We start from the raw sequence: 20,802 nt of genomic DNA, 5'->3' as shown, positions 1-20,802 counted from the left end.
ACACTCGATGCTATAGAATGTGGCCTTTTAGCCTGAATTTCTCTGATTCAGTATATGTTTGTACACCCGTTGAATTGGAAATAAAGTGAAGCTTCCATCAGTGGGGGCATCCCCCACTGAAATAGAAGAACTCAGGTTAAAAGCGCCACGTCCTGTGGCAACACCTGAGTGACCAACATCCTGTTGTCCCGAACCAATCGGGCTTTTACGGGCAGTTGATCCCCCACCTATCTTTCTCGCTTCTCTCTAAACCTTGAGGCGGGAGTCTTACTGCCCGTTAACGCGGGATAAAATCGCATTCATCTCACTATCTATAGAGAGAGGTAGGAGTTTTCTGTACCTGTCGCTTTGCTCTCGTCGCATAAAACATTGCTGAATCAAGATAAAATATTACCCAAAAGTATTTTTTCTCTCTATACTTAATATATTCGTTCAAAAGTATTCTATTAGGAGTGTTTTATAAATTGAAATACGGTTTTATTGGGCTTGGCAATATGGCCACTGCCATTATTAAAGGAATGGTTCAAAATAATCATTTTACAGCTGCTGATATTTTAGGATTCAATCGATCATTCGATAAAACAAAAAATTTAGTGGATACCTATCAAATTACAGGGTGCACCACTTTGGAAGAAGTGATGAAAGCAGATGTAATCATTCTTGCAGTTCAACCACAATCTTTCGCTGAATTACTTCCAAAAGTAAATGAACACTTATTCCCTAACCAAACAGTCATTTCTATTGCTGCCGGAAAATCCATCAACTATTTGGAAGCTAATCTCTCTAAGGCTACCACCATTATTCGTGTAATGCCTAATATCAATGCGATTGTTGGTGCTTCTACAACATGTTTTAGTGCTTCAAAAAATGCAACAAATGAAGCGAAAGAAATGGTCATCACCTTATTCCAAACAATCGGTTCGATCGTTGAATTACCGGAGGAACAGTTCACCATCTTCTCCGCTATTGCCGGGGCATCTCCTGCCTTTAGCTATATGTATATTGATACATTAGCTAGAGCAGCCGTACGAGCAGGGATGGATAAGAAACAAGCACTTCAAATCGCTTCAAGCGCTGTATTGGGGAGTGCAAAAATGGTGATGGAAAGCCATGAACATCCATGGGAACTTGTCGATCAAGTTTGCTCACCTGGAGGAACGACAATTGAGGGTGTCACTTCACTGCAGAATGATCAATTTGAAAGTACCATTTTTGATGCCGTCAACGCTGTCATAAAAAAAGACCACTCTCTTGCATAAGCATAACTTCTCAGCAAGTATATAAAATAGCATGCTAGGAGTTATCTTCCCAGCATGCTATTTTTGTAGTGTAAGTCCCTTCTTATTCTTGCTGATGTCCTTTCATATATCTTGCAGATTCCTTCGCAACTGTCTCACACTGTCGCATAAACCGCTTACGATCATCTAAAACTTCAGCATTTTTTGTTAACCCTACATTTTTTAATGTCTTTTCAAAAGCCACTGCATTCTGCTTATCAGCTTTCTTCCATTTGGCAACGGCATAATCACTATTTTGTGGCAAATTCCGTAGCACTCGCTCAATCTGAAATAAATTAGATTTTTCTCTTTTTGATAACTTCCCGTTTGAAGGATAGGATTCTCGCATAACATGATCAATTGCATTTTGAACTTTAGTGGATTGAAATGAAATAAGCTCTGGATTTTTCCACTTATTTTCCGCCTGATATTGTATCGTAGCTTGTAATTGAACAAGAGGTACTTGAATTTCATCTATAAGGTAACGATCTTGATAAACATTATGCTGAATTAATGAATAAGCAATAAAAATCAAGGTCAATAAATTTGAAATAATTAAAAAAGTTATAAACTGTTTAATTTTCGACATCACAACCTCCTTACTATTATTATATTGAATTTTAAATAATAAAAACGAGATTTTGAAATATTTACAAATAATTAATAGTAAACGTTTTCATTTCAAACGAATATCTGTTAATCTTATTTTATAGACCAGTTATTTAAGGAGGAGATTTATGATGGAAATGAAAGCAGTGACTTCTTCTAAATTAGCTTCTGTCGGCTATCGACCAAATGCAATGATTTTAAGGATTAAATTTATAAAAGATGGTGTCTTCGAATACTACGGTGTTCCAGAATCGCTTTACAACGGGTTAATAGAAGCTGAATCGCCTGGCCGTTATTTTAAGCAATTTATAAAAGACAAATATCGCTATGTAAGACTGCAAAACCTTTCTTAATGGAGAATCCCAATCAGTCCAATCATACTGCTAATCTAGCCGATTTTGCTACGGGTGGTTGTTTAGAATAGACAAGGATAAGTAGCGTCACTCGCTAACCTCCTGCTGAATCTTTTTCCCGCAAGAAGATTTTATGTAGCCTTACCCGTAATCAAGTAAAAATAGTGTGCTAGGAATACTCCTAACATACTATTTTTACTTTTGAGATCGCTAAGATATGTGTTAATCGTTACATTCCTCCCTTTCAGAATGCATGAAAAAGTCGTTTTCTGTTGTTCCTGCATAACTAGATTGTATGATTTTTCCACCATTTACATGATAGTAATATCTTGCTTTTGGTTCATCATTAAATACAACTTGTATCGTCCACTCATTTATATGCGATTGCCAAATACCTGTTACAGAATATTTTACAATAATACTCTTCATATCACTCTCATAATACTCTTGATTATTCATTAAATAGTCCAATGTATCTTCATATTTTTGTTGTTTTCCAAAATCAATATAAAGAAAAAATACGGCCATGACCAACAGGACAATAGCTATTGTAGGAATGATGCTTTTTTTAAACGCCATATGTCCACCTTCCACTTCATTAATACAGTAAAAGCAAAAATCGTGTCTATTTTATCAAAAGATCGAATGTTTGTCATATTGATGACAATTTTTTATGATGAAATAGATTCATATTTTTAAGTATTGGAAATTGGTTTGTTTTTGTTGTATTCTTTATAGACTATGATATTGCAAGAGGTGATTTTCTTGAATAGCCATACAGAAACCATGGATAAAGTTGGTTTTCATGAAGAGGATTCTTTCCTACAAGGTATTAAAGATTGTATACCAACATTATTAGGATACATAAGCATTGGATTAGCTTTTGGCGTAGTAGGATCTGCTTCTGGATTAAAATTATTTGAAATAGCTCTGCTGACCATACTAGTATATGCTGGTTCCGCACAATTCATTTTTTGTGCCCTAATTCTTTCAGGTACTCCCGCATCAGCCATTATTTTTACTATATTCATCGTAAACTTACGGCACTTTTTAATGAGTTTAACACTTGCTCCCAATTTCACTAATTATTCGGTCATACGGAATATTGGATTTGGCACATTACTGACTGATGAAACTTTTGGCGTTGCAATAACTAAAATTATGCGGACCAAAAAGATAAGCGGTAAATGGATGGATGGTTTAAATATAACTGCCTATTTAGTTTGGATTGCTTCATGTATTGCAGGCGCTTTTTTAGGCCAATGGATTGCTCATCCTGAAAAATGGGGATTGGACTTTGCTTTGACGGCAATGTTTGTGGCATTGCTTATCTTACAACTTGCAAGCGTTGGAAAAACAAAACTTGCAAAAAATCTTTTGTTAATCGGTTTAATTGCCCTATGTATGTACGTTTTCTCATATTTTATGCCCTCTCACTTAGCGGTTCTTATTTCGACAATCGTTGTGGCTACTGTTGGTGTGGTGATTGATCGGTGAGTACAACTTCTATTATTTGGATCATTGTTGGGTGTGCACTTGTTACATGGTTACCAAGAATTATTCCATTTATCTTTGTTCGTAATGTAAAATTGCCTGAAGTAGTGTTAAAATGGCTTTCATTTATTCCCATTTGTATTTTAAGCGCATTGGTTGTAGAAAATTTGCTAGATACAAACGGCTCGTTCGTAACATTAGATTGGCCAGTTTTTGCTGCATTCATTCCTACCGTAATCGTTGCTATTAGGACAAAAAGTTTATCGACTACAGTCATTGTAGGCGTAATCTCAATGGCGGCCATTCGCTTTTTCGTATAATCGTTTAATAAAAGAAGGGCTACACTATAAGTATCATCTTATTAGTGTAGCCCTTTATGTCCACTACGCCTCGACGTAATTGTGTTTGGAGGAGGTTTTATCTTCATTCAGTGAACGTTTGGTCATCCACTGATTCGTACACTACATTTCCAATTAACAAGCTAGTTGTTGAAGGAGGTGTCTTCTGCAGCTAACATTTTGATTTTGCCACAAAAACAAGGGGTTCTGTCGCTTTGCTTTCGTCTCAGAAAATTGTGAATGAAGATAAATTCATCCTATGAAATGAGTAAAAAAAATTAGAACAGCGACGATCAAAATCATAAAAATCGTTTCTATGAAATTCATCTCTTTCTCTTTTTTGTTGCGCATTTGCTCCCTGTATAGCTGCTGAATTCGTTTCTTATTTCCATATTTCATCTATATCCCTCCAGATGAATAACTACGATTATGATCTAAAGCTGCTTCTCATGTATTGTATGCAGAACGTTCTACAAATGGTTTCCAAAATCTTCTTTTTTGATAAGTTCTGTTTCATATACTATTGATAGACACATTCAAATCGCTTAAATGGCGCTTTTCCTTGGGAATCTATAATGATAAGACTCTATTTCTATAAGAAACTTGATTTATTTACTTTTCCGCAAAAATTTACTTTTTTCTTGTGAAATTGTTAACCGAAACCGTTATAATAGAATCTTCCATAATCAGCAGAGTGCTTCAACTCTTGCTTATCTTCTATTGAATTTTTAAAATCTTGCGGTAGACTTATGATCAGTTCCTACAAGATAAGAATCTTTATCCTAAAAATAGCTAGCAGTTTTCTTATTCTCTGAAAAAATATGTTATGATAGAAACATGTTATTTATTGAAGAAAGCTTGGGGTTTATATTTTACAGAGTTTATAGCCTCTGTCGTAATGATGAATTGTTCGAATCTTTAAACTTTTATCGGAGGCCTTGTTTATGGAGTTACTTATACAATTAGTTATAATCATCCTAGCAACTAAAATTGCTGGATTTATAGCTACAAAATTAGGACAACCCAGTGTTCTTGGGGAAATTATCGTAGGGATAATAATCGGTCCTGCTATTTTAGGACTAGTAGAAAACAATGATATGCTGCAAACTTTCAGTGAACTAGGGGTCATCTTTCTTATGTTCTTTGCGGGTTTAGAAACGAATTTGAAGGATTTGACCTCCAACTTAAAAGCTGCTTTATCCGTCGCATCCTTTGGTGTCGTTTTGCCACTGTTAGCAGGTTATTTTGTGGGAATAGGCTTCGGTATGGACCCTTCCCATTCTTTGTTCTTAGGGATTGTACTAACAGCCACATCCGTTAGTATTTCTGTGCAAACGTTCCGTGAATTAGGTCAAATGAATACCCGTGAAAGTGCTACTGTACTTGGAGCAGCCATTGCAGATGATATTATTGGCTTGATCCTGTTAGCGATCGTTTTGAGTTTGACAGTCGGTGGAAACATATCTATTTCCATGGTTCTGTTCAAACAAGTGATCTTCTTTGCCGTCATTATTTTATGCAATTGGAAGGTCATACCGATCATTTCAAAATCCATCGACAAATTTAAAATTCCTGATCTTTCTATGATTTTTGCTGTTGTATTATGTTTTGGTTATGCTTATTTTGCTGAATATATGGGAATTAGTAATATCATTGGTGCATTTTTTGCAGGTTTATCACTTGCAGGTGACAAGCACCGTGAACAATTTGAGGATAAGCTTTCACCGTCTGTTAGCGTTTTATTTATTCCTGTTTTCTTTGCAAGTATTGGTTTATCCGTTACGTTTGAAGGGATCGGGGATCATATTTGGTTGATCATTGTTTTATGTATAGTCGCTGTCATAACGAAAATAATCGGTGGCGGATTTGGTGCCAAAATTACTGGATTTAATCTATTGTCCTCCACTTTGATCGGTACCGCCATGGTTTCACGTGGAGAAGTTGCATTGATTACTTCTAATATTGGCTTTTCTAAAGGATTATTTTCCCAACAATATTTCACACCAATGATTATTGCAATTGTCTTTACAACGATCGTGACACCACCACTATTAAAAATTTGTATCAATAAAAAAGAACAACACGAAATTGAAAAACAATCTCACGCTGTTCACTAAATTATATATTTTTAACATGAGCAATACACAAAAGCAGCTAGAAGAAATTTTTCTCCTAGCTGCTTTTTTACTTGAGTCTCAAAATTATAAATTTTTCACTCAAATGCGAGATAAAACTCCATTTCTTTGTCTATTGTGCAAAGCCTCTCTCCCTTACACATAAAATGTTTTAGAACACGGCTTAATGGAAACGATGCGAAGAATAGAAACTTTTCTTGCTATTAAAACGGCAGGTCCGAAGAATGTTTTTTCATATAAAATTCCATTAGTTTTTGAAAATCTTTATATTTGACGGTCACATATTGTTCTCCATCTCTAGTTTCAACGGGTAAATCCGCACATGCTTCCTCCATCGTTTTCCTAAAATGTTCTGTACCATCAATCACAAAGTTCCATTCTTTTTTCAAATGATTCACCCTTTCATTTCATGTTGTCATTCTATCATTTTGTAAAAATATATTTCAAGATTGTAACTATTATACTTTAAAATTGACTCATCGCCATAACTTGAGGTTGACTTGCGTTCTGCCAGCACCTTTCAAGGGACCACTTCATATTCGCTCCATATCATCCCATCTGAACACTATCCCCAAGAGTCAAACTGGCTCCAGTCCACTGACACTACATGTTCAAAATATCAACCACGGCTTTTGGTGAAAGTTTGAAATGAAAATGTCCTCTAAAATACCATAGTCATCTTCTAACAATCTTCATCCATTGCTTTTTGAATCGCGTTTATCAATCATTCTTGCTATTGTTCCCCTTTGACCTTTTTGCATAATCATCAATATAAAAGAAAGCTGCAAAAGCGGCAAGTGACAACAAATAATAGTAGCTTGCCCCATTTTTCACTTGCACCATATAGATACCTGCCACAAAAACGATAATGGCAATAATTCTTAGAAAAAGTACTTTAACATTCATATTTAATCTTCCTTTCTATTAAAACATAGCTAAATACAAAAATATGTCAAGCATCATTTCGAAAGATTTATTCATTTTTTAATAATATCACCACTATTGATACAATACACGTGCTAAATCATATCAAATTTGAGAAAATAAGTGTAGGGGGATTATATTAAAGTAGGGGGACAAAAATGGTCGAAAAGCAAATTACCAATCAATCAAATCTTAAAGATTTCAGAGTAGATGTTACACGAAGGATGCTTCTTTATAAATTTGCCCTTGATGAGATCTCAACAAAAGTGAATATTTTACAAGAAGAATTCCAATTGATTCATGAATATAATCCGATTGAACATATTAATACGCGTGTTAAATCACCGGAAAGTATTTTAAAAAAACTTCATAAAAAGAACCTTCCACTTTCCCTTCAATCGATTCAAGAAAATATTTATGATATTGCTGGAATCCGAATTATTTGTTCATTTGTTTCAGATATTTATCGTATTTCAAAAATGATTCAATCACAAGAAGATATCGAAGTGATCCAAATAAAAGATTATATTAAAGCTCCAAAACCCAATGGCTATCAAAGCCTTCATATTATTATGAAAATACCTGTATTTATGACCTATGGAGAAGAACATGTCTATGTTGAAATGCAGATACGTACAATTGCGATGGATTTCTGGGCAAGCTTAGAACATAAAATCTACTATAATTATAACAAAAAAATACCTAACTATCTCACAGATGAGTTAAAAGAGGCCGCGGAAGCAGCTGCTCACTTAGATAGAAAAATGGAAAATCTGAATACGGAAATCACACGCTTAAAAAAGGCCAATTTCAAAGGTGAAGAAGTAATCGGTGAGCAAACTGATACAGAACGCTTATTATTCAATGAAATTGAAAAAGTCACAGGGTATATGGTCAATAACAACAATTGATAAATATTGATAAAATCAATAGCAATAAATTATAATGCGATATAATTTTTTGATGGAGAGTGATAAAATGACAGTGAAAAATGCATATTTGAATTATGGAAGTAAAGAAGCACCTGTAAAAGTTGAGGTTTTCTTAAATCTAGCCTGTCCGTATTGTGCAACTTTTTATGCCATCGCAGAGGAAGTCTTAACACCATACATAAATGACGGAAAAGTTGAATTTGTGGTCAAACATTTTGATAAACCAAGAGCCATGTTATTAAATGGCGCGTTGATTAATACATTTCTACACTATAGTGAAAAAAATCGAACTCGCGAAATTATAAAAGAACTCTTTGCCACTCAAAAAGAATGGAACCACTTAACAAATCACGAAATCAAAAAAATGTTGCAAAAAAAATATGATTTAATTGAAAGATCCGAAAATACTTCAATCAGCTTGAAGATACTTGGCGAAACCATCGAACGACATATTACAATGGTTCCAACGATCTTTATCAACCACAAAGAATTCCAATATCCACGAGAATTGGACGCAGATGAACTTCGCTATGAAATTGAACACCAACTTTCAAAAGAATAATACTAAAAGAAGGAGCTTCCAAAAAGTATTAAGTATTCGTTTTGCATTCAATCCAATGACTATTTTGTCATTTCTAAACTGTTGATTTTCGTTGCAGGCGGTCGCTTCTTGCAAGACTTTGAATAAGCTCCCTAGACTAGCACTGAGCGAAGGAAATGAGTATGCATTTTTGAAGAGTCACCGCCTTCCATTCCAATAATCAAGAAGGACAGATTTTTATCAGTGGAATACTACATTTTTCAGGCATGTTGATTAGGAAAAAATCAGAGTAAATATTTAGTTTCATTAAAAAAAATGCTGTATTCTTATCTCCATTTATATAGATTGAAGCGAAGGATTGCTCGACTCCCGCGGGAAAAGCGAGCAGATGAGACCCCGCAGCGAAGCGATTAAGGAACGGAGTCTAAGGGCGCCACGTCCTGTGGCAACGACTCCGTGACCAACATCCTGTTGCCCCCAGCGTTCGCCCGCAGGAAAGCGAGCAAGCCGTAGCGGAAATCAACAAATACTCTATATTTTTGTGAACAAGATTGGATAATCAACATGCCCGATATCTTTTATTAATATGGACTTATAAGGCAGCCCCCTCTTAAAATTAGAGGTGTTTATTCCTCCGTTCCAATCAGTATACACGAAGTTAAAAGTGAAGAATTTTTCATTGTTACGACTCATAATCATCCTAATCCACACGTTTGGTAGTATAGCTATACTGGCTTTTCCTACCGTTTTATGATAGCATGAACTTTATATGAAAATGAGGACGTGAATTTTTTGATTAAAATCGAATTACCAAAACCAGATGTTGTCATCCGCCAACGCGAACAAAACCCAAAAGAAGGCGAAGCGATCATCCCTTCTATTTATGGATTTATCGATTTCCACAAAATCCCGAGAGATAAGGGCGGTCTTATCCTTTTCTTTAACAAAGACAATGAGTTACTACTTGTAGGAAAAGCACGCAAATTGCGTCAACGTGTTAAAAAACATTTTGAGGATCATGTTTCCCCTTTAAAAGATCATCGTGATGAAGTTCATAAAATTGAAGTATTTCTTGTGGATGATCCAATGGAACGCGACATCTACGAAACATATGCCATTAATATATTACGTGCAAAATATAATACGGATAAAGTCTTTTACGAATAAGTGAAACTTTCCCTTCGTAAATTTTATCCATCTAAAGTTGAAATATCTTAGAAATGAGAACTTGCTGTTTATTATGTGATGTAAGACTCATCAAAACTTATGCTTTTTGGATAGGATTTTGAATGTCCCCACTGGAATATAAAACTTTTATCCAGTGGGGATTTTCTTTGTCCATCATTAGGTATTTTGAAACCAATTAGATTCTTTCAGATGGCACCGACTCTTCCTTACCCAACTAAAAAATCTGCTCGACCTCATTTTTAAGCAGAAGATCGGGCAGATTTAAAATAAAATGATGTATTTATAAAACCGTTCTTTTTTGACAATTCGTTTCACTTTATTCTTCATCTAAATTCAATATTTTAGGTGGTTCGTCCAATTGTACACGAATATGATCTTCAGTTATGTGGCATGAATAAAACGGATTCTTTTCTATTATCACCTTTTGGATTTCAACATTATTGATTGGTCCCATTTGTTCATACTGTTCAATATATGCTGGGTAATCAAACACAGTTTTCTCAATCGCCTGTAGCATCTCTTGCAGTTTCGTTTTTTCTTCTTTTGTTAAAATATAGCCTTCTTTTAATACATAATCACTTACAAATTTTAAAATAAAACTTTGTGCTTCAACAATACTATCAAATCCCTTTAACTTTTTGATCGCTGTTTGAATTTTTGCATTCTCAGTATTTCTTTGAAACTCAATCGTTGAAAAATCTTTTAAAATCATTGCCAATTGTTCTTGCACGACTTTGTTTAATAAATCTTTCGTCTTTTCAAATGATTTGAGTAAATTTTTTTCCTCTATTTTAAGCAGATGATACTTTTTCTCTAAAATCTGTTGCCGCTCATTTAATTTTTCTATTTGATCCACAAAATACTCGTTTTCTTGACGTTTGCCAAATATAAATTTTAATAATGTTAAGCCATTTACTTTTTGATGCTTTTTATCCAACAATTCATATATATGTGTGTATTCCTGCCTTAGTTTCCGATATTCTCTTACTCTCAAAAGATATTGTTTCGCCTGATTATTGAACGTAAATAATTGAGTGTTATTACAAAATGGTTTGGATTCAATGACTTGAATTAACTGAAATAGTGTATCTACTTTTTTAAAAATAGTACTTTGTTTCTCATACTTTACAGATAACTCCAAAGTATAGCTGTTTTGTGCTGCTTCTATGGCCTGCCGTTCCTCAAAATGCTCAACATATTCCTTTAAAGTTAAAAAAGATGTCTGATATGGTTCTCTTTCTGGAATAATTTCGATCTCCGTCTGAAATCTTTTTAACCAATGAATAAATCGCTCAGTTAAATATGCCAAGCGTTTGGCTTGGTTATTAGCTGTTTTTTCCAATTCTTTTATGACAAGATCGATTTGGCTATGCCGCCATTTTTCATCATTATCATCTTTTAACGATACAGATTCTAGTGCCTCTTTTGAAGAAATACAAATCAAATCTCTTACATAGCTAGAAACCTGTTCTTCATAGGATGAAATACTATCTTTATGATTTAAATCGATCAAATCCAAGCCATTTAGAATCCCTAGTGGTATTATATTTTTTCCTTTTATTTTTTCAAGTAATTTTAACTCTTCTGGAACAATGGGCAAGCCATACTTAAAGATCCAAAAAATATCATCTGCTCGATTTAAGATGCTTTCTTTAATGTATGCAGTATCATTTCCTGAAATTTGAAGAGGTGTAGTATCAATTAACGTGACCATTTTTAATAAATCATTTTGCACATATATTTCAATAAAATCAAGACTATCTCTCAATATTTTAGCACTTGAAGTTTCTAAACTAGTAAACAGCTCCACTTGATGGATATCAAATGATGCAATTTGTCCGTCTAAAAAGTGGGCGCAAACTTTTTCCTTTTCCCCATAACAGATTATCGTGTTGACTTCTGTTGCTACCGCCACATTCGTGCTTAAAATGGGTCTCTTCAATAATGCATTGACTAAACTTGTTTTACCACTATCTGTCATGCCTGCAAATAAAACAATCGTATTATTGGTAGCATCTTGAATAATATATTTTAAAATTTTCGTGGTTTCTCTTACATATGAATTCTTTGAAAGTAATTTATTTAAATACCTCAATTTCACAACAAATTTTTGTAAAAATTCGGCAGGTTTTTCATATTCCCAACGGACAACTGGTAATTCTTCTTTTAAGTCATTAACCGTCATTAGGTCTTTATCCATCCATTAAATCTCCTTTATACTACTTAATCATTAGTATACATGAAAATATAACAAATGTTGTATAATTTTTATTTTCACAAAAAAATTACTAAGTGATTACCGATTAAATTTAAAAATAGTTCTTTTTGACTATCAAAAATAATCTACAAATGTTGGAACACCAGTTGGAATGATTTGCTCTAACAGCAAAATAGATTCGATATCACCTTTAATTCTCTCTATTTGATAAAGATAGGTTGGTCTTAAATATCCCAGCATCATTGTAATCAAGGTTTGGACAGTCATCTGCACTGCCTCGTCACTTAACTCATCACTTATTTTTTTGATTTGTATACCCTCTTCATCTGAAGATATATCAAAAGTACCATGATTCCATTCAACTAACGGATCACTAACAGCCCATTTCATATGAAATGATTCTTTTGAAAAAGGAAATTGCTTTACAAATCCGTTCAAATCTACTATTCGTGCCATAAAGTATGGGGATAGACTTTGCTTAATCTCACTATCTTGCATTAAAAAGGCAACGGCTTCATTTCCAGTTGTTTTGCCATAAACTTTATAAACCATCGATTGGTGAGCATATACAAAATTCCAAAGCGCCTTACGAGCAACTTCTTTTAAGGTAATTAACTCATCGATATAAAAATTTTCTTCCATGATGCGGTAAAACATATAGCCAAGAGCATTGCCATCTTCATCATAGTAAACGGCCGCTTGTAAATTAGCATTGCTATCGATAAATTTCTCTTCCCAGTAATCCTCTTGGTATTTTTCATTCCAGGAGATCTCATTCCGAATCATAGCTCCGTGTGTATGCATGGCAAATTGATGATACACTTCTTTTATATCTTCATGGGAAGTGGATAAACGCCGCACCTGTCCTGAAATTTCATCGTAATATGGAATTTGAGTATCTCGAATTTGATATTCGACAATATCACTCATTATTTCAAATCCTTTTTGACGATAATAAGGAATGGAATAAGGAAACAAATACGAAATATAATAACCATCTTTTTTCATCTGTTCTAGGCTTGCATAAATCAGTTTATGCATCAAGCCATGCCGCGAATATTCTGGATAGGTTCCTACCGCGGTCATACCGCCCATCTTATAAACACGATTATGAATATTTACTTCAAAAGGTAAATTTAAAATCTGCGCCACTAATTGATCTCCATCAAACCAACCAAGTGCGCTCCCTTCATCGAATTGCGTTGATTTAGCGGTCACAAATGGTCGGTCTTTGTTGATGGATAAATTGACTTGAAAAACATAGTTAAGTAACTCGATAGATTGTTTTATTTCTGTTTGCTTAATCTCTCGCATATGTAAATCGGATTTCATCGTTATACTTCTCCTTTTTAACCTTCACTATTTTTTCATTATTTAAAAGCAGGCGTGTTGATTATCCAATTTCCCCCATAAATATATAGTGTATTTGCTGATTTCCGCTACAGCTTGCTCGCTTTCCTGCGGGCGAATGCTGGGGGCAACAGGATGTTGGTCACGGAGTCGTTGCCACAGGACGTGGCGCCCTTAGACTCCGTTCCTTAATCGCTACGCTGCGGGGTCTCATCTATTCGCTTTTCCCGCGGGACATTGAATGGACTTCCTGAATCAACACCGCACGAAGGAAATGCGGATGCATTTTCGAGGACTCGAGCAAGCCTCCGCTCCAATCGTTATAAATGACGCTAAAATACAGAGCTTTTCAAAATTACACCAAACAAACATCCCTAATTTTTGTAAAATCAACACGCATGACAAAATATAGATAATTTTATAAAGTGAAACTCCATCAGTGGGGATTTTCTTCATCCCCCCACTGAACTAGAGGAACGGAAGTTAAAAGCGCCACGTCCTGTGGCAACACCTGAGTGACCAACATCCTGCCCGCCCGAACCAATCGGACTTTTACGGGCAGTTGATCACCTAACTATCTTTCTCGTTTCTCTCTAAATCTTGAGATGGGATCTTACTGCACGTTAAAGCGGGATAAAAACTGTTTCCTGTACAGATCGGGAGCAATCACTTATGAAAGTTTACTTTTGGGACAGCTACATAATGCAAGAAAAATGAAAAAATTATCAGGCGTGTTGATTAGGAAAAAAATAAGGTAAATATATGAGCATAAATGAGAAAAATCCCTTATTGTAAACTCCAATCTATATAGATCTTCGCTACGGCTTGCTTGAGTCCTCGATTAGGCTTGCGCATTTCCTTCGTGCGGTGTCGATTCGATGAGGCTAATTCAATGACCCGTGGGAAAAGCGAAGAAGCTTTAGATCCTGCACGAGCTATTAAGGGAGTCTAAGAGCACAATGTCCTGTGGCAACACCCCCGTGACCAACATCCTGTTGCCCTGAAGCGGTTCAGCGCCCACATGAGTCGTGCAAGCCGTAGGGAAATCAGTGAGTTATCTAAATTTAAATGGGCAAAATTGAATAATCAATACGTCTGAAAAATTATTTAAATTGTAATGTTCGGAGAGCTTCCGTTAAATCTGTAATGGCTAGTTGACAACTATAATCTTGACATATTTGCATTTCAAAGTTGCCTTGTTTTTGAATATGCCAAACATCAAATGGTCGGTATTGAATGAATAGCTCTTGAAGAACATCTTCAGAAGGGTTGACTAAATGAATTTCCTTGTTTTCTGCTTGATGGGCAAGCATCAATTGTAATAACCATAATGTTGCAGAAGGATAACGATCGATATCGGCTGAAAAAGCTTCTACTATTTCATCAGCCCATTTTATATAGCGGTCATTTTCAGTGATTTTTCCGAGTCTCCAAAATTGCATAGCCAGCGTACTGTTTCCTGCTGGATAGGCATTATCAAAAGCCGTCTTTTCTCGAATAATTAGTCTTTCCGCTGCATGACTAGTGATAAAAAAGCCGCCTTTTTCCTGATCATGAAATTGTGTGAGCATTTCCTTTGCCATTTTTTCTGCTCGTACGATATAGTCATCCACGCCGGTTGCCAAATAGAGTTCGTTTAATGCCCATAAATAATTGGCATAGTCATCGATAAAGGCAAGCTGCTTTGCCTTCCCATCACGATAACTTACATATAAATGTCCATTTTTCATCAGATATGTTTGCAAAAATGTATCGACTCTTTTAGCTAGATCTATAAAGGATTCATTGGCAAAAACAGCGCCTGCTTTGGCAAAAGCGCTGATCAATAATGCATTCCAAGCCGTTAATATTTTATCGTCAATATGGGGATAAACTCGTTTTTCGCGATGATCCAATAATTTTTCCCGGCACCATTCCAATTCATCTCGTGATAAACTGCCTTTTTCCGTTTCAATAAGATTTGGAATACTCTCTCCTTCAAAATTGCCGTATTCACTTATACCATAAGTCTCTGCATACTTTGTCCCTTTATCTTTTCCTAATATATCGATGATTTCATCGTATGTCCAAGTATAATATTTACCTTCAATCCCTTCACTATCAGCATCAATGGCGCTATAAAACCCACCTTTAGGATGCTGCATTTCTCGCTTAAGAAATGTGACCGTCTCAAAAACAGCTTGTTTAAAGGAAGCTTTTTGAGTGATCTGATAAGCCTCCGTATAGCAATGTAATAATAATGCTTGATCATAAAGCATTTTCTCGAAATGTGGAACAAGCCACATTTGATCAGTCGAGTAGCGTGCAAATCCAAAACCGATATGATCATAAATCCCGCCTTTATGGATTTGTTCTAGTGTTTTGATTGCCATCTGCAAAGCATCCTCTGTCCCTGTTGCCTTATAATACCGAAGTAGATATAAAATTTGCCCGGCTGTAGGAAATTTAGGTGCTGTCCCAAAGCCACCATATATTGCATCAAAATTCTGCTGAAGCGTTTGAAAAGCACGAGTAGTTACCTTATTGGAGATCGTTTCTTTTTGTTGATCGCTCATTTCTCTTAATCTTTCAACCAGCTGCTCTCCTATTTGAACGACTCTTTCACGTTCTTGGTGATACATTTTCGCCAAATATGGAATCATATCCTTCATACCCGGTCTTCCATATTGATTATATTTAGCAAAATAAGTACCCGCATAATATGGCTTTTGATCTGGCGTCAAAAACACATTGAGCGGCCATCCACCAGAACCCGTCAACATTTGGCAAACATTCATATAAATCGAGTCAATATCTGGACGTTCCTCACGATCCACTTTAATGCAAATAAAATGCTGATTTAAAAGCTCTGCGATCTCATCATCTTCAAACGATTCATGCGCCATTACATGACACCAGTGACATGTCGAATATCCAATGCTCACAAGAACAGGCTTGTCTTCTTGCTTTGCTCTTTGAAAGGCTTCCTCACCCCATGGAAACCAATTTACAGGATTGTAGGCATGCTGAAGCAGATAAGGTGAAGTCTCATGTATAAGTCTATTGGGCTTATAAGTATTAGACATTGGATCATCCTCTTTCATTTTTTTGATTACTACCTAATTTATTTTAACCATATTCAATTTTATTTAATAATGTATACTTAAAAAACTTTTACTGCTAGTGATAACTGCCCATTATAGTTTAGCGTTTACATTTACTACCCTTAATTTATTTTAACGTCAAAAATATAATTGAGCCTCCCCTTAATTTCACCTTTATTCCATTTTGCTGTAATTTCATAAATATAATACCCTTTTTCTGATGGAAGGATTATTTGATTATCTTGTATTCCAACAGACTTACTTGTGCCATCTTCATTTTTTTGATTAACAGTTATTGAAGAAGGATTTTGTTCAATTTGAATTTTTAATTTTTCTCCCTCTTTTACGTCTAATGTTTCAAATTCATTTGCTAAACTTTTTATATCAGATGAACTAATTTTACGTGCTTCAAAGTCATCTTCTTTCCATTTAAAACTACCTATCGTCATCGTATAATCCTTATTATCAACAATAACTTTTCCCTGTGGTTGTTCAAAGGAATCAGATGAAGATATTAAATTACACCCCGCAACAGTAACCAGCATTAATACTAAAAAAAATATTTTTTTCATAGCAAAATTGCTCCTTTCGTAAATATTCACTTTTAATAACCATTATTATACTAAATAGGTATATTTTTACTTAATTTTAGGAGGTTCAAGATTATGAGGAATATTTTATTAAGTTTTTTATTAATAGGGAGCAGCTTTTTATTTTTTGAAACTCCTGCAAGCGCCTCAGAAGTAATTGATATTTCTGGTAAGCAGGTAGTGGGACAAGAACAACCAGATGCAGAAAATACTATTTATTTTAATGGAGAAAAAGATGATATTTTAATAACTGATGATGTTATTATTAGAAAGCTATCGGATTCACCAAATATTAATCTACCTAATTTATCCACTAAGTACAATTATTCAAATAATGGTATTGTACCAATGGGAGCAGGAGAATGGGATCGACTTGGCGATGAGCTTGTGAAACAAACATCGGGAATCTATCCCTCTCATGGCGGAGATTATACGGTAATAGTATCACAATCTTCATATGGTCCTTACCTATATTCTTTAAGAGAGCAAGATACAGTATTTAATTCTACAGTAAAAGACTTTAACTTTTCTGAATCAGGTATATATGAAATGGTTTTTCGTAATATTTCTGGTTGGTGCGATGGAGATAATGATCTAGCTGAATTTTATATATATAAATATACTATGACCAGTACTGCTGAATGGATTTCATTTTTTGATTAATAATATTTTTCACACGTAAATTTCAATATCAAGTTAGACACTTATTTTTGATACATCCAGGACCGTATATTTTTTGTTCCTTTTTACCTCATGTTTATGGTCTGTCGGTCTGTCCACTCGTTAAATAGGGTTCTGGCGTAATGGAAAGGGCTTGTCCCTTGAAGTGGAGTCAGGTTCCTGTTAGATTGGCAGAAAGACCGATAGACCATAAACTTCCACTAACTCTAGGGAGAAGAGTCGGAGGATTCCTATCTTCTCATTTTCTTATGCTGAATCTCCTACTAATCTCTTCATTTCTTCCGCAAACATTTCATGGGGCGTTTTGAATCCATGTATTCGTCGTGGTAAATGATTCATTTTGTCTTCTATAGATTGAATGCAAGATTGACTGTAATCCTCTATAGCTGTCCCTTTTGGTATCCACCTACGAATGATTCCATTATAGTTTTCATTTGTTCCTCGTTCCCAGGATGAATACGGATGTGTGAAGTAAATCCCCATCGACTCTTGGAATTTTTCTGCCAGCTCTGAAAACTCACGCTCATTATCTGCCGTAATGGATTTGAATACTTTAAGGAGCTAGCTCACCCTCTCTGTTAGGATAGTTGTCGTACGATATTTTAGTGTTATAGTTTAGTGAATAACACGGAGGTTGATCGATATGACGGAGAGAAAAAGGGTACGATATTCGCAGGAACAGAAAGAAATGATTATTAAACGCATGATGCCACCGAATAATGAATCAGTAGCTCAAATTGCGAAGGAAGAAGGCATATCCGAAGTAACGTTGTACAAGTGGAGAAAGTCTGCTCGTACAGCGGGTATGGCAACACCTGGAAATGGACAAACAAGCGACAAGTGGAGTAGCCAAGATAAATTTTTAATTGTGATGGAGACATTCTCCATGAATGAATTGGAATTAGCAGAATATTGTCGAAAAAAAGGATTATATCGTGAACAAATAGAAGCTTGGAAAAGTGTATGTCTTCAAGCAAACGGGCAAGCATTTGATCAAGCAAAACAGCTGAATGATGCCTTAAAGGATGAACAAAAGAGAGCTAAACCACTAGAAAAAGAGCTTCAAAAGAAAGAAAAAGCGCTAGCTGAGGCTGCGGCATTATTACTTTTGCGAAAAAAGGCCCAAGCGATTTGGGAGGACGACGAGGAAGAATGATTAGCCCGTCAAATCGCGCATTAGCTGTTGAACTTATCCAAGAGGCACATCAAAATGGTGCGCGATTAGCGAAGGCGTGTGAGGAACTTGATATCAGTGTTCGAACGTATGGGCGCTGGATAAAAGAAGGTGGTATAAAGGTTGATCAGCGTCCACTCGTGAAAAGACCTGTGCCAAAAAACAAGTTATCTTCGGAAGAAAGAGAAGAAATACTAACAGTTGTCAAACAAGGGGAATATGCCGATTTACCACCGACACAGATTGTCCCTAAACTTGCGGACAATGGGACATACATCGCCTCAGAATCTACCTTTTATCGTGTATTACGTGAAGAAAAAATGCAACACCATCGTGGCCGTAGCCAGAAGCCTGAAAGAAGGATTCCTGAAAGTCATCTCGCAACAGCTCCCAATCAAGTATGGACTTGGGATATTACATGGCTTGGAGGACCTGTAAAAGGTTTGTACGATCGCCTCTATTTAATGATCGATTTATTTAGTAGAAAAGTGGTTGGATGGGAAGTCTGGGAAACAGAAGAAGCAAAACATGCCGAATCGCTTGTGAAAAAAGCCGTTATCAATGAAAAAATTCAAGGAGCGCCGCTGGTACTACATTCAGATAATGGGAGTCCGATGAAAGCCGAAACATTCTTAAGTTTACTAGAAAAATTAGGCATTCAAAGTTCTTTTTCAAGACCGCGTGTGAGTAACGATAATCCTTATTCAGAGGCCATGTTTCGCACACTTAAATATCGCCCAGATTATCCGTATAAAGGTTTTGCATCACTTACAAAAGCAAGACAATGGGCACATCAATTTGTCCAATGGTATAACGAGATTCACCTGCACAGTGGGCTGAATTTTGTAACACCGGTACAATGTCATACAGGTGAACATATAGCGATACTGGAAAAGCGAAAAAAAGTATATGAAATGGCAAAAGCAAAGCATCCAGAACGTTGGACACAAGGCATAAGAAATTGGTCACCAAAAGAAAAAGTCGCACTCAATCCAATGCGTGATGAGAAAAAAATAAATCATTGAGGAATAATATCTCCATTTTCCTGTTGATCTGAAACGAAAGCAAGCTTTTCCTTTCGTTTCAGATCAACAGGCCAGCAAGCGCAGCGCGGTAGCCTTAATAGCATCTGGAGATGGATGATATTTTTTAAAATACTAAAGTAGCTAAATGCGACAACTATATTGACAAACACCGATCAGGAACCCTTAAACTATCTTTTTTAATAAGTATTTAATACACTCTCCTAAACTAGAAACAAAAAAGAACACCCCAAATTTAACTATATGCAATTAACATATAGTAGAAAATTTGGGGTGTTCCCTTTTTGAGATTTAATTATTGACTAAATCTGATATTATTATAACATAATTAGATAGTCCTTACAAACTATGAGAAAAAATATCGATCACAAATAGCAACATGATAATCTTAAAATTTTTAGCACTCATTTTTAAATATATATTATTCTGTTTTTACATGCTTGATGAGTGATTTATATATTAACTACAGCTGGCAATATTCTATACTTTTTTATGCATGTGTGTATTTTTCTCTTGCAATATACAAGTCAGTTCGAACAAAGAAATTAGGACAATCTATTTTACGTCGTGGAACCTGTTGAAATAATGCGCCAAAGCTATCTTTCTACGGTCATTTTAAGATGAATTAGATTTGAAGAGTTGTGAAACATTAGAAGACATAAAGATTGAAATCAAAAAGTTATATGATTTATTAAATTCATTATCGAGTCTATGAAATTAAAAAAGATGCCACCCTCAAAATACGAGGGCACTGAAAAACTATAGAATTGTCATTTCTATCGATAAAAATCTATCTTTTCTTTCGTTTTATGACCTAAAAAAGTTGATTTTTATCATGATTTTGAAGACGAATGGACTTTTTCAGTGGCCTC

At 35.3% G+C, this 20,802-nt stretch carries 18 protein-coding genes and 1 pseudogene; 10 read left to right on the top strand and 9 right to left on the bottom strand.

Features of this window, described 5'->3' with window-relative positions; genetic code table 11:
- Positions 1 to 464: 464 nt before the first annotated feature.
- Positions 465 to 1,259: a pyrroline-5-carboxylate reductase gene (gene proC / locus FEU33_RS06090; RefSeq protein WP_146548519.1), complete on the top strand. Its 795-nt coding sequence runs from the start codon at positions 465 to 467 to the stop codon at positions 1,257 to 1,259.
- 82 nt (positions 1,260 to 1,341) lie between these two features.
- Here proC and FEU33_RS06085 read toward each other — a convergent pair whose 3' ends face one another.
- Complete coding sequence (locus tag FEU33_RS06085; protein WP_146548518.1) at positions 1,342 to 1,866, bottom strand: hypothetical protein; 525 nt, start codon at positions 1,864 to 1,866, stop codon at positions 1,342 to 1,344.
- A 148-nt stretch (positions 1,867 to 2,014) separates the two neighbouring features.
- On the opposite strand from FEU33_RS06085, the gene FEU33_RS06080 reads away from it, so the two are divergent.
- Positions 2,015 to 2,239 (top strand): KTSC domain-containing protein, encoded by a 225-nt coding sequence (locus FEU33_RS06080; RefSeq protein ID WP_222433409.1) that lies wholly within the window; start codon positions 2,015 to 2,017, stop codon positions 2,237 to 2,239.
- Between the two features lie 222 nt (positions 2,240 to 2,461).
- Here FEU33_RS06080 and FEU33_RS06075 read toward each other — a convergent pair whose 3' ends face one another.
- Positions 2,462 to 2,818 (bottom strand): hypothetical protein, encoded by a 357-nt coding sequence (locus FEU33_RS06075; protein WP_146548517.1) that lies wholly within the window; start codon positions 2,816 to 2,818, stop codon positions 2,462 to 2,464.
- A 186-nt stretch (positions 2,819 to 3,004) separates the two neighbouring features.
- Here FEU33_RS06075 and FEU33_RS06070 point away from each other — a divergent pair, with 186 nt between their 5' ends.
- The 3 genes from FEU33_RS06070 (at position 3,005) to FEU33_RS06060 (ending at position 6,188) form a co-directional block, all read left to right on the top strand.
- Positions 3,005 to 3,736 carry an AzlC family ABC transporter permease gene (locus tag FEU33_RS06070; protein ID WP_370467608.1) on the top strand — a complete coding sequence of 244 codons (732 nt, stop codon included), beginning with the start codon at positions 3,005 to 3,007 and terminating at the stop codon, positions 3,734 to 3,736.
- Complete coding sequence (locus FEU33_RS06065; protein WP_146548516.1) at positions 3,733 to 4,053, top strand: AzlD domain-containing protein; 321 nt, start codon at positions 3,733 to 3,735, stop codon at positions 4,051 to 4,053. The genes FEU33_RS06070 and FEU33_RS06065 overlap by 4 nt, the downstream gene beginning before the upstream one ends.
- Positions 4,054 to 5,015: 962 nt before the next feature.
- Positions 5,016 to 6,188: a cation:proton antiporter gene (locus FEU33_RS06060; RefSeq protein WP_146548515.1), complete on the top strand. Its 1,173-nt coding sequence runs from the start codon at positions 5,016 to 5,018 to the stop codon at positions 6,186 to 6,188.
- Between the two features lie 221 nt (positions 6,189 to 6,409).
- Here FEU33_RS06060 and FEU33_RS06055 read toward each other — a convergent pair whose 3' ends face one another.
- Together FEU33_RS06055 and FEU33_RS06050 are read right to left on the bottom strand one after the other, a co-directional pair.
- On the bottom strand, positions 6,410 to 6,595 hold the full coding sequence (locus FEU33_RS06055; protein WP_146548514.1) for a hypothetical protein: 186 nt from the start codon (positions 6,593 to 6,595) through the stop codon (positions 6,410 to 6,412).
- A 331-nt stretch (positions 6,596 to 6,926) separates the two neighbouring features.
- Positions 6,927 to 7,112: a hypothetical protein gene (locus FEU33_RS06050; RefSeq protein ID WP_146548513.1), complete on the bottom strand. Its 186-nt coding sequence runs from the start codon at positions 7,110 to 7,112 to the stop codon at positions 6,927 to 6,929.
- A 176-nt stretch (positions 7,113 to 7,288) separates the two neighbouring features.
- On the opposite strand from FEU33_RS06050, the gene FEU33_RS06045 reads away from it, so the two are divergent.
- The 3 genes from FEU33_RS06045 (at position 7,289) to FEU33_RS06035 (ending at position 9,770) form a co-directional block, all read left to right on the top strand.
- Positions 7,289 to 8,041 carry a GTP pyrophosphokinase gene (locus FEU33_RS06045; RefSeq protein WP_146548512.1) on the top strand — a complete coding sequence of 251 codons (753 nt, stop codon included), beginning with the start codon at positions 7,289 to 7,291 and terminating at the stop codon, positions 8,039 to 8,041.
- Between the two features lie 67 nt (positions 8,042 to 8,108).
- On the top strand, positions 8,109 to 8,624 hold the full coding sequence (locus FEU33_RS06040; RefSeq protein WP_146548511.1) for a thioredoxin domain-containing protein: 516 nt from the start codon (positions 8,109 to 8,111) through the stop codon (positions 8,622 to 8,624).
- A 771-nt stretch (positions 8,625 to 9,395) separates the two neighbouring features.
- Positions 9,396 to 9,770, top strand: a complete 375-nt coding sequence (locus tag FEU33_RS06035) for a nucleotide excision repair endonuclease (protein WP_146548510.1) — start codon at positions 9,396 to 9,398, stop codon at positions 9,768 to 9,770.
- Between the two features lie 337 nt (positions 9,771 to 10,107).
- On the opposite strand, the gene FEU33_RS06030 is transcribed toward FEU33_RS06035, so the two are convergent.
- The 4 genes from FEU33_RS06030 to FEU33_RS06015 all read right to left on the bottom strand — a co-directional run bounded on the left by FEU33_RS06030 (position 10,108) and on the right by FEU33_RS06015 (position 17,014).
- Complete coding sequence (locus tag FEU33_RS06030) at positions 10,108 to 11,991, bottom strand: dynamin family protein (RefSeq protein ID WP_146548509.1); 1,884 nt, start codon at positions 11,989 to 11,991, stop codon at positions 10,108 to 10,110.
- Between the two features lie 132 nt (positions 11,992 to 12,123).
- Positions 12,124 to 13,347: a GNAT family N-acetyltransferase gene (locus FEU33_RS06025; protein ID WP_425328605.1), complete on the bottom strand. Its 1,224-nt coding sequence runs from the start codon at positions 13,345 to 13,347 to the stop codon at positions 12,124 to 12,126.
- Positions 13,348 to 14,462: 1,115 nt separating this feature from the next.
- Entirely contained in the window at positions 14,463 to 16,424 is a 1,962-nt protein-coding gene (locus FEU33_RS06020) for a thioredoxin domain-containing protein (protein ID WP_146548507.1), read from the bottom strand.
- Positions 16,425 to 16,564: 140 nt separating this feature from the next.
- On the bottom strand, positions 16,565 to 17,014 hold the full coding sequence (locus tag FEU33_RS06015; protein WP_146548506.1) for a membrane lipoprotein lipid attachment site-containing protein: 450 nt from the start codon (positions 17,012 to 17,014) through the stop codon (positions 16,565 to 16,567).
- Positions 17,015 to 17,107: 93 nt separating this feature from the next.
- On the opposite strand from FEU33_RS06015, the gene FEU33_RS06010 reads away from it, so the two are divergent.
- The gene (locus tag FEU33_RS06010) at positions 17,108 to 17,695 is read left to right on the top strand and encodes a hypothetical protein (protein WP_146548505.1); all 588 of its coding nucleotides are present in this window, start codon (positions 17,108 to 17,110) and stop codon (positions 17,693 to 17,695) included.
- 264 nt (positions 17,696 to 17,959) lie between these two features.
- On the opposite strand, the pseudogene FEU33_RS06005 reads toward FEU33_RS06010, so the two are convergent.
- Positions 17,960 to 18,265 (bottom strand): annotated as a pseudogene (locus FEU33_RS06005) (IS30 family transposase); the annotation flags it as partial.
- Between the two features lie 91 nt (positions 18,266 to 18,356).
- On the opposite strand from FEU33_RS06005, the gene FEU33_RS06000 reads away from it, so the two are divergent.
- A protein-coding gene (locus tag FEU33_RS06000) for an IS3 family transposase (protein WP_425328579.1) occupies positions 18,357 to 19,912 on the top strand; the annotation gives its coding sequence in 2 pieces (ribosomal slippage) (positions 18,357 to 18,840 and positions 18,840 to 19,912; 1,557 coding nt in all).
- The last annotated feature ends 890 nt before the right edge of the window (positions 19,913 to 20,802 follow it).

It is taken from the genome of Rummeliibacillus suwonensis (genome assembly GCF_007896435.1).
GTDB lineage: Bacteria > Bacillota > Bacilli > Bacillales_A > Planococcaceae > Rummeliibacillus > Rummeliibacillus suwonensis.
The sequence above is the reverse complement of the archived record's forward strand: the minus strand, read 5'-3'. Positions and strand labels throughout refer to the sequence as shown.